The 14,641-nt window shown below is 65.2% G+C and carries 9 protein-coding genes; 7 read left to right on the forward strand and 2 right to left on the reverse strand.

Annotation, left to right across the window (positions count from 1 at the left end; all coding sequences use genetic code 11):
- The first annotated feature begins 146 nt into the window (after positions 1 to 146).
- The 5 genes from IRZ77_RS18755 to IRZ77_RS18775 all read left to right on the forward strand — a co-directional run bounded on the left by IRZ77_RS18755 (position 147) and on the right by IRZ77_RS18775 (position 5,095).
- On the forward strand, positions 147 to 1,214 hold the full coding sequence (locus IRZ77_RS18755; protein ID WP_046615996.1) for a DUF2333 family protein: 1,068 nt from the start codon (positions 147 to 149) through the stop codon (positions 1,212 to 1,214).
- A 2-nt stretch (positions 1,215 to 1,216) separates the two neighbouring features.
- Positions 1,217 to 1,753, forward strand: a complete 537-nt coding sequence (locus tag IRZ77_RS18760; RefSeq protein WP_046615997.1) for an NUDIX hydrolase — start codon at positions 1,217 to 1,219, stop codon at positions 1,751 to 1,753.
- A gap of 298 nt (positions 1,754 to 2,051) precedes the next feature.
- On the forward strand, positions 2,052 to 2,423 hold the full coding sequence (locus IRZ77_RS18765; protein WP_046616836.1) for a translation initiation factor Sui1: 372 nt from the start codon (positions 2,052 to 2,054) through the stop codon (positions 2,421 to 2,423).
- Between the two features lie 152 nt (positions 2,424 to 2,575).
- The gene (gene speA, locus IRZ77_RS18770) at positions 2,576 to 4,489 is read left to right on the forward strand and encodes an arginine decarboxylase (protein WP_046616837.1); all 1,914 of its coding nucleotides are present in this window, start codon (positions 2,576 to 2,578) and stop codon (positions 4,487 to 4,489) included.
- 150 nt (positions 4,490 to 4,639) lie between these two features.
- Positions 4,640 to 5,095 (forward strand): REP-associated tyrosine transposase, encoded by a 456-nt coding sequence (locus tag IRZ77_RS18775; RefSeq protein ID WP_108481551.1) that lies wholly within the window; start codon positions 4,640 to 4,642, stop codon positions 5,093 to 5,095.
- 121 nt (positions 5,096 to 5,216) lie between these two features.
- On the opposite strand, the gene IRZ77_RS18780 is transcribed toward IRZ77_RS18775, so the two are convergent.
- On the reverse strand, positions 5,217 to 6,554 hold the full coding sequence (locus IRZ77_RS18780; RefSeq protein WP_108481550.1) for an MATE family efflux transporter: 1,338 nt from the start codon (positions 6,552 to 6,554) through the stop codon (positions 5,217 to 5,219).
- A 248-nt stretch (positions 6,555 to 6,802) separates the two neighbouring features.
- On the opposite strand from IRZ77_RS18780, the gene IRZ77_RS18785 reads away from it, so the two are divergent.
- A complete protein-coding gene (locus IRZ77_RS18785) occupies positions 6,803 to 11,701 on the forward strand; it encodes an alpha-2-macroglobulin family protein (RefSeq protein WP_108481549.1) in 4,899 nt (1,632 codons plus the stop codon).
- Between the two features lie 161 nt (positions 11,702 to 11,862).
- Here IRZ77_RS18785 and IRZ77_RS18790 read toward each other — a convergent pair whose 3' ends face one another.
- The gene (locus IRZ77_RS18790; RefSeq protein ID WP_046616840.1) at positions 11,863 to 12,156 is read right to left on the reverse strand and encodes a hypothetical protein; all 294 of its coding nucleotides are present in this window, start codon (positions 12,154 to 12,156) and stop codon (positions 11,863 to 11,865) included.
- A gap of 77 nt (positions 12,157 to 12,233) precedes the next feature.
- Here IRZ77_RS18790 and pbpC point away from each other — a divergent pair, with 77 nt between their 5' ends.
- Positions 12,234 to 14,588, forward strand: a complete 2,355-nt coding sequence (gene pbpC, locus IRZ77_RS18795; protein ID WP_196174107.1) for a peptidoglycan glycosyltransferase PbpC — start codon at positions 12,234 to 12,236, stop codon at positions 14,586 to 14,588.
- The last annotated feature ends 53 nt before the right edge of the window (positions 14,589 to 14,641 follow it).

Genomic DNA, 14,641 nt, shown 5'->3' on the forward strand with positions numbered 1-14,641 from the left:
ACGAATATTCAGTTGCTGACCGATTGGTCGCTTATGCGTAAGGCGGTGTCTGCTTTATAGTGCTGCCACGCGGGCTTGCCGTGGCACCCTGGCGCAGGCCTGTGGTCAAAGCCCCTGAACCGTCGTGACTGATTAAGGACAAAGCCATGCTGGACTGGAAAAACCGCGAGGCCAAAGCCGAGCCCCGCGAGCGTGTCGACGGCCGTGGCGCCGCGGCCCGTAGCTACCTTGGCGGCCTCTGGAGCCGTGCCCTGGGGACTCTGATCGGGTTGTACCTGCTGGTGTGTATCGGCCTGGGCTGGTACTGGAGCCAGGAGCCGGAGCTGTTCCCGGTGCAGCAGAACGCCCAGGCCGCCGCCGAGCGTACCGGCCAGCAGATGGTGGTGGGCTACACCACCATCGAAACCCTCAAGACCGTGGCCGGCACCTTGCTGAACAAGCCCGGCGGCTACATTTCCAACGACCGCTTCCCGCCAGGGCTGTGGATGGACAACATGCCGAGCTGGGAATATGGCGTGCTGGTCCAGGTGCGCGACCTATCCCGTGCCCTGCGCAAGGACTTCGCCCGTTCGCAGTCGCAGTCGACCGAAGACGCCGACCTGGCCAAGGCCGAACCGCGTTTCAACTTCGACAACAAGAGCTGGATCCTGCCGTCGAGCGAGTCGGAGTTCGAAGAGGGCATCAAGTCGCTGACCCGCTACCAGACCCGTCTGGCTGCCGGCGACAAGGGCGCGATCTTCTACACCCGTGCCGACAACCTGAACAACTGGCTGGGTGACGTGGCCACCCGCCTGGGTTCGCTGTCGCAGCGTCTTTCGGCCAGCGTTGGCCGAGTCAAGCTCAACACCACGCTCAAGACCGAGTCGGTGGTCGCCGGCCAGGCGCCGCAGGTGGACGAGGAGTTGGTGGAAACCCCATGGCTGCAGATCGACAACGTGTTCTACGAAGCCCGTGGCCAGGCCTGGGCGTTGTCGCACCTGCTGCGCGCCATCGAGGTGGACTTTGCCGACGTGCTGGCGAAGAAGAACGCCACGGTCAGCGTGCGCCAGATAATCCGTGAGCTGGAAGCCTCGCAGGAAGCCCTGTGGAGCCCGATGGTGCTCAACGGCAGCGGCTTCGGCATGTGGGCCAACCACTCGCTGGTCATGGCCAACTACATTTCCCGGGCCAACGCGGCGGTCATCGACCTGCGTCAGCTGCTGTCGCAAGGTTGATGATGGCTATCAGCCCGACCGAGGCCGCACATCGGGCGGCCTCCGACCGAGAATTGGTCACCTGGGTGGACGAAGCCGACCAGGTGCTGGGGGCCTTGCCCCGCGCCGAGCTGCGCGAGCGCGGCCTGATAGGGCGTTGCACGTTCATTCTGCTGTTCAACAGTGCCGGTGAGCTGTGCGTGCACCGGCGGACCCTGAGCAAGGCGCTGTACCCGGGGTACTGGGATGTGGCGGCAGGCGGCATGGTGACGGCCGGGGAGGCGTATGCCGAGTCGGCGGCGCGGGAGTTGGCCGAGGAGCTGGGGATCGACGGTGTGGAGCTGCGTTTTCATGAGCGGTTCTACTTTGACCAGCCGGATAACCACTTGTGGTGTGCGGTGTATTCGGCGGTGTCGGATGCTCCGTTGCGGTTACAGCCGGAAGAGGTGATCGAGGCGCGCTTCATTGGCCTGGAGCAGGCTGAGCAAGAAAGCCTGACCAAGCCGTATTGCCCGGACTCGTTGGCGGCCTTGCAGCGCTATAAAGCAAGCCTCAAATAGATGCGTGGCCCATGCCGGCCCCTTCGCGGGTAAACCCGCTCCCACAGGGATTTCACAGGTCGTGAAACCTGCGCGGTACCTGTGGGAGCGGGTTCACCCGCGAAGGGGTCGCAAAACATTCGCAAAATGCCGCAATCCAGTACTTAGCAACAGCCGGATTTATCGTTAAACTGCGCGCCCTTTTCGGGCTGCCGCAGGTCTTGCGGTGGTAGCGCCGCCCCTGCCAGAGTGGGGCTTCGCGGTCGGGCTCAACCCCCTGGGGCCGACCAGTTTTTGTCCTCAGCACAGAGGAACAAAAGTGGCCAAGAAAGCTTCTTCCTTCGCCGCCCTTGGCGGTCTCGTTTACTCCACCGACGCCGGTCGGCACTGCCCCGACTGTGGCCAGCCGGTAGATGCCTGTACCTGCAAGCAGCAGGTCATCCCCGAAGGCGATGGCATTGCCCGTGTGCGCCGCGAAAGCAAGGGCCGCGGCGGCAAGACCGTGACCACCGTCACTGGTGTGCCGTTGCCGCTCGATCAGCTCAAGGAGCTGGCCTCTGCCCTCAAGCGCCGCTGCGGTACTGGTGGCGCCCTGAAGGACGGGGTCATCGAAATCCAGGGCGACCATGTCGAACTGCTGATCGGTGAGCTGACCAGGCAGGGCTTCAAGGCGAAAAAGTCCGGCGGCTGATACGGCCACGCGATTTTTTGCCCAGTGCTTTCTAAACTCGTTGCCGTGACCAGGGTCTACCCCAGGGCGCGGACGAATCGTCATTTTTGGCTTCTACACTGCGCCCGCCTCCTTGCGGGGCAGTGTCTTCGACTTATCTATAGGGGACTTGAATGTCCGTACGACGCACACGCAAAGACGATGGTAGCCAATGGACCGTGGCCGACAGCCGCAGTGTTTATGGCATCCGTCATTGGGGCGCTGGTTATTTCGCCATCAATGAAGCCGGGCGCGTCGAAGTACGCCCCAACGGCCCGAAAAGCGCGCCGATCGACCTGTTCGAACAGGTCGACGAACTGCGCCAGAGCGGCCTGTCGCTGCCATTGCTGGTGCGCTTCCCCGACATTCTGCAGGACCGCGTGCGCCAGCTGACCGGCGCCTTCGACGCCAACATCGCGCGCCTGGAGTACCAGAGCAAGTACACCGCGCTGTACCCGATCAAGGTCAACCAGCAGGAAGCGGTGGTGGAAAACATCATCGCCACGCAGAACGTCTCCATCGGCCTGGAAGCCGGCTCCAAGCCTGAGCTGCTGGCCGTGCTGGCGCTGGCGCCGAAGGGCGGCACCATCGTCTGCAACGGCTACAAGGACCGCGAGTTCATTCGCCTGGCGCTGATGGGCCAGAAGCTTGGCCACAACGTGTTCATCGTCATCGAGAAAGAGTCGGAAGTGGCCCTGGTGATCGACGAGGCCGCCGAGCTCAAGGTCAAGCCGCAGGTCGGCCTGCGCGTGCGCCTTTCGTCGCTGGCTTCGAGCAAGTGGGCCGACACCGGTGGCGAGAAGTCCAAGTTCGGTTTGTCCGCCGCTCAGCTGATCTCGGTGGTACAGCGCTTCCGCGATGCCGGCCTGGACCAGGGCATCCGCCTGCTGCACTTCCACATGGGTTCGCAGATCGCCAACCTGGCCGACTACCAGCACGGCTTCAAGGAAGCCATTCGTTACTACGGTGAGCTGCGTGCGCTGGGCCTGCCGGTCGACCATATCGACGTTGGCGGTGGTTTGGGTGTGGACTACGACGGCACCCACTCGCGCAACGCCAGCTCGATCAACTACGACATGGACGACTACGCCGGCGTGGTGGTGGGCATGCTCAAGGAGTTCTGCGACGCGCAGGGCCTGCCGCACCCGCACATCTTCTCCGAAAGCGGCCGTTCGCTGACCGCGCACCACGCCATGCTGGTGATCCAGGTGACCGACGTCGAGAAGCACAACGACGAGGTGCCGACCATCGAGAACAAGGAAGCCCTGCCCGAGACCGTCCAGTGGCTGGTCGACCTGCTCGGCCCGACCGATATCGAAATGGTGACCGAGACCTACTGGCGCGCCACCCACTACATGGGTGACGTGGCCGCGCAGTATGCCGATGGCAAGATCAGCCTGGCCGAGAAGGCCCTGGCCGAGCAGTGCTACTTTGCCGTGTGCCGCCGCCTGCACAACTCGCTGAAAGCCCGCCAGCGCTCGCACCGCCAGGTGCTGGACGAGCTGAACGACAAGCTGGCCGACAAGTACATCTGCAACTTCTCGGTGTTCCAGAGCCTGCCGGACACCTGGGCCATCGGCCAGGTACTGCCGATCATCCCGCTTCACCGCCTGGACGAAGAGCCGATGCGTCGTGCCGTGCTGCAGGACCTTACCTGCGACTCCGACGGCAAGATCAACCAGTACGTTGACGAGCAGAGCATCGAGACCAGCATGCCGGTGCATGCGGTGAAGGAGGGCGAGGACTACCTGCTGGGTGTGTTCCTGGTCGGTGCCTATCAGGAAATCCTCGGTGACATGCACAACCTGTTCGGTGACACCGACTCGGTGAACATCTATCAGAACGCCGACGGTAGCGTGTACCACGCCGGTATCGAGACCCACGACACCATCGAAGACATGCTGCGCTATGTGCACCTGTCGCCGGAGGAGTTGATGACCCACTACCGTGACAAGGTCGCCAGCGCCAAGATCACTGCGCGGGAGCGGACCCAGTTCCTGGATGCCTTGCGCCTTGGGTTGACGCGGTCTTCGTACCTGTCGTCTTAACCGCCAGGCCGCTCCCGCTTTTTTGTGGGAGCGGCCTAGCGTCGCGATATGAGGGCGAAGCCCTCACCGCGTCATACCTGGTAATGGTCCAGTCCTCGGCTATCGCATCAGCGCCGCTACCTTTGAATGCAATGTTCAAAGGAGGATGACATGGAAAGTCCCGGCTCCCATCGTTTACGTAGTGGCCGAGTGTCCGAACCAGGGCGTCTCTACCTGCTCACCACAACCACTCGCAACCGAACACCGTTGTTCAAGAACTTCTTGTTCGCCAGAGCAGTTATCCAGCAATTGCGGCTCAGCGAAGAGCGCAAGGCGTGTCGATCTTTGGCGTGGGTCTTGATGCCGGATCATCTTCATTGGCTTATTGAACTTGGGCCGTTGAGCCTGGGTAGGCTGATGTGCGAGTTCAAGTCCAGAAGCAGTTGTGCGCTGTACAAGGTGGGGGCTGACAGGCGGCATATCTGGCAGACCAGCTTTCATGACCGGGCGTTGCGCCGCGAGGAGGATGTGAGGGCAGTGGCGCGCTACATCATCGCCAATCCCATTCGGGCTGGTCTGGTGCGGCGGGCTGGTGATTATCCACATTGGGATTGTGTGTGGCTGTGAGTCCGCAGGTGAGGGCTTCGCCCTCATTTCGCGACACAAGGCCGCTCCCACAAAGTCCTGCGTACGCTGATCAATGTTGGAGCGGCCTTGCGTCGCGATGGGCTGCAAAGCGGCCCCGGCATTACTGAATCCACCCACCTTTTTCCTGCAACCGCCACCCCACCCACCCCAACGTCACCGCCCGCAACGCCATGAACCCGAGAAACGCCAACCACAATCCATGGTTGCCAAACCCACCCATGAGCACTCCCAAGGGCAGCGCAATCACCACCGACACCAGCATTGCATTACGCATCTCCCGCGCCCGTGTCGCGCCAATGAACAAGCCATCCAGCAAATAGCTCCACACCGCAATCAACGGCAGCAATGCCAGGTACGGCAGGTACGGATAGGCCGCTGCCCGCACACTCTCGATGTCGGTCTGCAAATCGATGAACAGGTACCCGCCCAGCAGGAACAACCCGGCAAACCCCAGGCTGGTGATCAGCGACCAGCCACCGGCCACCACCAGCGAGCGGCGCAGGGTGTCGCGGTCGCGAGCACCAATGGCATGGCCGCACAGGGCCTCCACCGCATGCGCCAACCCGTCGAGCGCATAGGCAGTCAACAGCAGGCCGTTGAGCAGCAGGGCATTGGCCGCCACGGTGGCCTCGCCCAGGCGTGCGCCTTGCACGGTTATCAGCAGGAACACCAGTTGCAACGCCAGGCTGCGCAGGAAGATGTCGCGGTTCACCGCCAGCAGCGGCCGCCAGGCCTGCCAGTGCTTGAGCGCCGCCCACACGATCTGCCCCGGGTAGGCGCGCAGGGCCGGGCGGGTCAGGGCCAGGCCGAGCAGGGCGGCGCTCCATTCTGCAATCACCGACGCCCGCGCCGAACCCAGTACGCCCCAACCCAGGCCAAGCACGAACCACAGGTTCAAGGCGATGTTGAGCAGGTTCGTGGTCAGCAGGATGGCCAGCGGTGCCCGGGCGTTCTGGGTGCCGAGGAACCAGCCGACCAGGGCGTAGCTGGCCAGTGCCGCGGGCAGGCCGAGCAGGCGGGTATGGAAGAAGTCTTCGGTGGCTTGCTGCAGGGCCGCGCTGGGTTGCATCGCATGCAGCGCCAGCTGGCTGAAGGGCAGGGCCAGCAAGCCGATCATCAGGGCGAAGCCGACCGCCAGCAGCAGCCCTTGTACCAGCACCTGGCGCAGCGCTGCACCGTCGCCACGGCCGGCGGCCTGTGCGGCGAAGCCGGTGGAGCCCATGCGCAGGAAGCCCATCAGGCCGACCATGAAGGTGAACAGCGTGGCGCCCACGGCTACGGCACCCAACTGGTGGGCGTGGGGAAGGTGGCCGATGACCGTGCTGTCGACCAGAGCTACCAGCGGCACGGAGATGTTGGACAGGATCATCGGCGCGGCCAGGGCCCAGACCTTGTGGTGGGTTGGGCGGTGCTGCCAGTCGGTGGTCAGTGAGGTCATCGGGTGTCCTGGGGAATCCTGGGGCTGCTGCGCAGCCCTTTCGCGACACAAGGCCGCTCCCACAGGTGGCGTGCAAACCGGAAGCCTGTGCAGTACCTGTGGGAGCGGCCTTGCGTCGCGAAAGGGGCGCAAAGCGCCCCCGCTTTTCTAAATTGCCAGCAGTGTACCGGCCATGCAGCCAATTCGCGCGACCATAGTTGCGCTATAGTTGCTGCCCTCACGTACACGCTGCCTAAGAGTTCTACTCCATGTTCAACAAAGGATTGTTGCTGGCCTGCGCGCTGGCTCTGCTCAGTGCCTGTGACTCTTCGACGCCGGACAAGCCGGCGCCATCCGAAAAGCCGGCGGCCACAGCGCCCGCCGCCCCTGCCCCCCAGCGCGAAGACCCGGCTGTACTCGCCAAACGCTACGAGGGCCGCGAGCTGAGGGTGCTGGATGTTTCCGAAGTGCAGCTCGATGGCGCTGCAACGCTGTCGATCAGTTTTTCCGCGCCGCTGGATGCCAAGCAGGAGTTCGCCAGCAAAGTGCACCTGGTCGACACCGTCAAAGGCAAGCTCGATGGCGCCTGGGAACTCTCCGACAACCAGATGGAGCTGCGCCTGCGCCACCTGGAGCCGCAGCGCAAACTGGTACTGACCGTCGACAAGGGCCTACTGGCCGTCAACGGCAAGCAGCTGGAAGAGGAATCGATCACCCGCCTGGAAACCCGCGACATGCAGCCGACCATCGGCTTCGCCAGCCGCGGTTCGCTGCTGCCCACGCGCCTGGCCGAGGGCCTGCCGGTGATCGCGCTCAACGTCGACAAGGTCGATGTCGAGTTCTTCCGCGTGAAGCCGGACATGCTCTCGACCTTCCTGGTCAACTGGGGGCGCAACAGCAGCCTGTACTACTACCAGTCCAAGGAAACCCTGGACATGGCCGATCTGGTCTACAGCGGCCGCTTCGACCTCAACCCCGCACGCAACACCCGCGAGACCGTGCTGCTGCCGATCGCTGGCATCAAGCCGCTGCAGGAGCCAGGCGTGTACCTGGCGGTGATGCGTGCCTCGGGCACCTACGACTACTCGCAACCCGCGACGCTGTTCACCCTCAGCGACATCGGCGTGTCTGCGCACCGCTACCGCGACCGCCTCGATGTGTTCGCCCAGGCCCTGGAAGGTGGCAAGGCGATGAACGGCGTAAATCTGGAAATCCATGACGACAAGGGCAAGCTGCTGGCCCAGGCCAGCACCGATAGCGATGGCCACGCCCAACTGCCGATCACGCCCAAGGCCGACACCCTGATCGCCACCCAGGGTGTGCACACCACGCTGTTGCGCCTGAGCAGCGCGGCGCTGGACCTGGCCGAGTTCGACATCACTGGCCCACAGGCAAACCCGCTGCAGTTCTTCATCTTCGGCCCACGTGACCTGTATCGCCCCGGTGAAACGGTGTTGCTCAACGGCCTGCTGCGCGACCAGGACGGCAAGCCGGTCAAGGCTCAGCCTGTAAGCGTGGAAGTGCGTCGCCCGGATGAGCAGGTCAGCCGCAAATTCGTCTGGGAAGCCGACGGCAATGGCCTGTACCAGTACCAACTGCAGTTGGCCAGCGAGGCCCCGACCGGCCGCTGGCAACTGCTGCTCGACCTGGGCGGCGGGCGCAAGCAGGTGTACGAATTCCTCGTCGAAGACTTCCTGCCCGAGCGCCTGGCGCTGGAACTCAAAGGCAGCAGCAAACCGTTGTCTCCGGATCAGGATGCACGTATCCAGGTCAATGGCCGCTACCTCTACGGCGCCCCGGCTGCCGGCAACCGCCTGAGCGGCCAGGCCTATGTTCGCCCGCTGCGCGAGGCGGTACCGGCGCTGCCTGGCTACCAATTCGGCTCGGTCACCGAAACCGAGCTGAACCAGGACCTGGAGCTGGACGAAGTCACCCTCGACCAGGCCGGCAAGGCTGTGGTCGACATCGAAAGCCGCTGGGCCGAAGCCCGCTCGCCGCTGCAACTGACCGTGCAGGCCAGCTTGCAGGAGTCCGGTGGCCGGCCGATCACCCGGCGCCTGGAGCAACCCATCTGGCCGGCCGAGCGCCTGCCAGGCCTGCGTGGCCTGTTCGATGGCGAGGAAACCGACAGTGACGGGCCGGTAGAGTTCGAGTTCCTGGTGGCCGACCGCAACGGCAAGAAGCTGGCGGCCAACGACCTCAAGGTGCGGCTGGTACGAGAGCGCCGCGACTACTACTGGAACTACTCGCAGAGTGATGGCTGGAGCTACGCCTACAACGAGAAATTCCTCACCCAGAGCGAAGAGACCGTCAGCGTCAAGGCCGGCTCCACCGCCAAGCTGAGCTTCCAGGTGGAATGGGGCCCGTACCGTGTCGAGGTGGAAGACCCGCAGACCGGGCTGGTGTCCAGCGCGCGCTTCTGGGCCGGCTACCGCGCCCAGGACAACGCCGAAGGCGGCGCGGTGCGGCCGGACCAGGTCAAGCTGGCGCTGGACAAACCGGCCTACGCCGACGGCGCTACCGCCAAGGTCACCGTAACGCCGCCCGCGGCCGGCAGTGGCTACCTGATGATCGAGTCCAGTGATGGCCCGCTGTGGTGGCAGGAGATCGACGTGCCCGCCGAGGGCAAGACGTTCGATGTGCAGCTGGACAAACAGTGGGCTCGCCATGACCTGTACATCAGCGCGCTGGTCATCCGCCCGGGTGAACGCAAGGCCAACGCTACGCCGAAACGCGCGGTAGGTGTGCTGCACCTGCCGCTGAACCGGGCCGATCGCAAGCTGGCGGTGAGCCTGCAGGCGCCGGAGAAAATGCGCCCGAAACAGCCGCTGACCGTAAAGGTCAAGGCTGCAAATGCCGATGGCAGCGTGCCCAGGCAGGTGCATGTGCTGTTGTCGGCGGTGGACGTGGGCATTCTCAACATCACCGACTTCAAGACCCCCGACCCCTTCGCCAGCCTGTTCGGGCGCAAGGCCTACGGTGCTGACCAGCTGGATATCTACGGCCAGTTGATCGAAGCGGGCCAGGGCCGTCTGGCCAGCCTGGCGTTCGGTGGTGACGCGGCGATGGCCAAGGGTGGCAAGCGCCCCAACACCACGGTGACCATCGTCGCCCAACAGAGCCTGCCGGTGACCCTGGACGACAAGGGCGAGGGCCAGGCCACGGTCGATATCCCCGACTTCAATGGCGAACTGCGGCTGATGGCCCAGGCCTGGACCGAGGAACACTTCGGCATGGCCGAAGGCAAGACCGTGGTCGCCGCGCCGCTGATTGCCGAGCTCTCCGCGCCGCGCTTCCTTGCCGGTGGCGACCGCACCAGCCTTGCGCTGGACCTGGCCAACCTGTCGGGCCGTGCCCAGCAACTGAACGTTGAAATCAGCACCGAAGGGCAGCTGAGCCTGGCGGCCAACGCCGTGCAGAACGTAGCCCTGGCTGAAGGCCAGCGCTCGACGCTGATGGTGCCGGTACAGGCCCAAGGTGGCCTGGGGCAGGGCAAGGTGCATGTGCGGGTTACAGGCCTGCAGCTGCCGAACGAGCCGACCGGTGCGTTCGAGCGCGAGTGGACGCTGGGCGTGCGCCCGGCCTACCCGGCGATGCTCAAGCACTACCGCGTGGCCTTGAAGGACCAGCCATGGACCCTGCCTGAAGCAGACCTGGCCGCCTTCGAACCCGCCGGGCTTGAAGCCAGCCTGGCCTTGTCGAGCCGGCCACCGCTGAACCTGGCCGAGCAGATCCGTGCCCTCGAAGCCTACCCCTACGGTTGCCTGGAGCAGACCACCAGCGGCCTGTACCCGTCGCTGTACGCCGATGCCGACAGCCTCAAGCGCCTGGGTATCAAGGGCGAGCCAGCCGATGTGCGCAAGCGCAAGATCGAGATGGGTATCGAGCACCTGCTGGGCATGCAGCGCTACAACGGCAGCTTCGGCCTGTGGAGCTCGGACAGCGAAGAAGAATACTGGCTGACCGCCTATGTCACCGACTTCCTGCTGCGCGCCCGTGACCAAGGCTATGGTGTGCCGGCCGAAGCGCTGAAGAAGGCCAGCGAGCGCCTGCTGCGTTACCTGCAGGAGCGCAACCTGATCGAAGTCGACTACAGCGAGAACGCCGAACACACCCGATTCGCCGTGCAGGCCTATGCGGCATTGGTGCTGTCGCGCAGCCAGCAGGCGCCGCTGGGTGCCCTGCGTGGCCTGTTCGAACGCCGCGCCGATGCCCGTTCTGGCCTGCCGCTGGTGCAACTGGCGGTGGCGCTGGACAAGATGGGCGACAAGCCGCGTGCCGAGCAGGCGCTGCAGGCAGGGCTGGGCATCAGCCGCGGTAAAGGCTGGATGGCCGACTATGGTAGCGCCCTGCGCGACCAGGCACTGATCCTGGCGCTGCTGCAGGAAAGCAACCTGGCCAGCCGCCAGGTCGACCAGCGCCTGTTCGCCCTGTCGGATGAGCTGGCGGCCAACCGCTGGCTGTCGACCCAGGAGCGCAATGCGCTGTTCCTGGCCGGCCGTGGCCTGCTGGGCAAACCGGAAGGCCAGTGGCAGGCGCGCCTGGACAGCGCGGGCGAAGTGCGCGAGTTCAACAATGCCGAGTCGGGCATGAAGCTCGAAGGCCCGTTGCTGGCTTCGCCATTTAGTGTGCAGAACCAAGGCAGCGAAACGCTGTACCAGCAACTGACCTTGTCGGGCTACCCACGCCAGGCGCCTGCGGCCGGTGGCAACGGCATGCAGATCCGCCGTGAGTACCTTGGCATGAATGGCCAGCCGTTGGACCTGCACAACCTGCGCAGCGGCGACCTGGTGCTGGTGCACCTGGCGCTCAAGGCTGAAGACCGGGTGCCGGATGCGCTGGTGGTGGACTTGTTGCCGGCAGGCCTGGAGCTGGAAAACCAGAACCTGGCGCAGAGTGCCGCCAGCCTGGACAACGCCAGCAGTGCGGTGAAGGAATGGCGCGAGTCGATGCAGAATGCCAGCGTGGTGCACCAGGAGTATCGCGATGACCGCTACGTCGCCGCGCTCAAGCTGGACAGCTACGGCACTACCCACCTGCTGTACCTGGCACGGGCAGTGACCCCGGGTACCTACCGAGTACCGCCGCCGCAGGTCGAATCGATGTACCGGCCAAACCTGCAGGCCGTGGGGGATGGGCAAGGGGAGATGACCGTCAAAGCCCGCTAGGCACCTGCCTTGCGCGCACTATGTGGGAGCGGCCTTGTGTCGCGAAAGGGCCGCAAAGCGGCCCCGGCATTTCAAGCGGCGGAGCTGAGATCCTGGGGCTGCTGCGCAGCCCTTTCGCGACACGAGGCCGCTCCCACAGGTCTGCGCCGGGCAGTTCAATGTCAGTGAATCACCCAGCTCATCACCCACAACCCCAGCAGCAGCCAGATGATCCCGAGGATGATCGAGGCGCGCATGAACGCGCGGATTGCCGAGTACAGCAGCACCAGCCCGATGATCAGGGCGAGGATGCCGAGCAGCGAGGCCTCCATGCCCAAGGTGCGCGCCAGGCCATCGATGAAATTGCCACCTGCACTGGCCAGCAGGTTGAACAGCCCGCTCAATGCATCGACGATGAAGCGGATCAACGACCCCAGCGCCTGGCCCAGCCACTCGAAAAAACCTTCTACATGCATAGTTGCTTCCTGATGAACGAATCGGCGATGTTGCCGTTCCCAAGCCTTTGGCCATTACCTGGCCAGGTCGGTTCCCGATGCCAAGCTTAACGCGGCCGCGTACCCGTGCGGGCAGGCTGTTGCGCGCCACGGTGATCGGCCTGCTGGTGCTGTTCGGCCTGTTGTGGCTGGCCGACCGCCTCTGGCCGCTGCCCCTGCCCGGCGACGACCTGGCCCGGGTGGTGCTAGCCGAGGACGGCACGCCGCTGTGGCGCTTTGCCGATGCCGACGGCGTGTGGCGCTACCCGGTCAGCCCCGACGAGGTTTCGCCGCTGTATCTGCAGGCGTTGCTGACCTACGAAGACCGCTGGTTCTACAGCCACCCCGGGGTCAACCCTTTGGCCCTGGCCCGTGCTGCCTGGCTGAACCTGCGCGGCGGGCGAGTGGTGTCGGGCGGCAGCACGCTGTCGATGCAGGTGGCGCGCCTGCTCGACCCGCACGAGCGCACCCTGGCCGGCAAACTGCGCCAGCTGTGGCGTACGGCGCAGCTGGAATGGCATTTGTCCAAGCGCGAAATCCTGCAGATCTACCTGGACCGTGCGCCCTTCGGCGGCACCCTGCAGGGCGTGGCGGCCGCCAGTTGGGCATACCTGGGCAAGTCGCCCATGCACCTGACCCCGGCCGAAGCGGCGCTGCTTGCCGTGCTGCCCCAGGCGCCCAGCCGCCTGCGCCCGGACCGCCACCCCGAACGTGCCCAGCGCGCCCGGGACAAGGTGCTGCAACGCCTGGCCGAATATCAGGTGTGGCCGGCCCAGCAAATCCGTGAGGCAGGCGAAGAGCCGCTGGTACTGGCGCCACGTCAGGAACCGGCCCTGGCGCCGCTGCTGGCCAGGCGCCTGAACAGCGCCAACAGCCCTCCGCTGATCCGCACCACGCTCGACGCCGCGCTGCAGCGGCGCCTCGAGGACCTGCTGCTGGGCTGGCGCGCACGGCTACCGGAGCGCACCTCCGCCGCCATCCTGGTGGTCGAGGCTCAGACCATGGCGGTGCGTGCCTACCTGGGCTCGATAGACCTGGCCGACGAGCGCCGCTTCGGGCATGTCGATATGGTGCGTTCGTTGCGTTCGCCGGGTTCCACGCTCAAGCCGTTCCTCTACGGCATGGCACTGGATGACGGCCTGATCCATTCCGAGTCGTTGCTGCAGGATGTGCCGCGACGCTATGGCGACTATCGCCCCGGCAACTTCTCGATGGGTTTCAGCGGGCCGGTGTCGGCCAGTTCGGCGCTGGCGCTTTCGCTCAACCTGCCGGCGGTACAGCTACTGGAGGCCTATGGTCCGAAACGCTTTGCCGCGCAGATGCGCATGGCGGGCATGCCGCTGGTACTGCCACCCCTGGCCGAGCCCAACCTGTCGTTGATCCTGGGTGGCGCGGGAAGCCGCCTGGAGGACCTGGTGGCTGGCTACGCTGCGTTGGCGCGGGGTGGCAACAGTGCGCGGGTGCGCCTGCAACCGCAGGATCCCTTGCTGGAACGGCGCCTGCTGTCACCTGGGGCTGCGTGGATCATTCGGCGCATCCTCAGCGGCCAGGCACGCCCCGACCGCGACCCCCATGCCGAGCTGGTGCAACGCCCGCAACTGGCCTGGAAAACCGGCACCAGCTATGGCTTTCGCGATGCCTGGTCGATCGGCGTGGGCCCCCGCTACCTGATCGGCGTATGGATCGGCCGCCCTGATGGCACGCCGGTACCCGGGCAATTCGGGCTGGCCTCGGCAGCACCGCTGATGCTGCAGGTGCACGACCTGCTGAGCAACCGTGACAGCCAGCGTGGCATCAGCGTGCCGGTGGAGCGGGTGCCGGCCAATGTCGGCGTTGCGGCGATCTGTTGGCCGCTGGGCCAGCCGATGAACAGAAAGGACCCAAACTGCCGGCGTCAGCGTTTCGCCTGGACCCTGGACGGTACTACGCCGCCAACCCTGCAGGCCGCCGACCAGCCACTAGGCCTGGGCCTGCGCGAAAGCGTATGGGTCAACGACCAGGGGCTGCGAGTTGATGGCAGTTGCCCGGGCGCCAGGACACGCGACATCGCCTTGTGGCCCGCCCCGCTGGAGCCTTGGCTGCCACGCGTGGAGCGGCGTGCGGCGCGCCTGCCGGCCATCGACCCGGCCTGCCCGCCGCAGGTGCCGGCCAGCGCGCCACCGCTTTCGATCGTGGGCGTTCGCGCGGGCGACAACCTGCGCCGCCCGGCCACCAGCAGCGAACCGTTGCAATTGTATGTGTCGGCCCTGGGCGGTGGCGGGCGGCGCTGGTGGTTCCTCAACGGCCAGCCATTGGGCGAAACCCAAGGTCAGGACAGCCTGCTGGTGCGTTTCCAGCAGGTAGGCCAGGCTGAAATCAGCGCGCTGGATGAAAGCGGCGAGACGGCGCGCGTGGCGTTCCAGGTCAGCGAGTAGCTGTTCGACGAGGGCCGAGGCAGCACCTACGCTTGCAGGTAACGGGTGTGACC

It is taken from the genome of Pseudomonas pudica, from assembly GCF_015680405.1.
GTDB lineage: Bacteria > Pseudomonadota > Gammaproteobacteria > Pseudomonadales > Pseudomonadaceae > Aquipseudomonas > Aquipseudomonas pudica.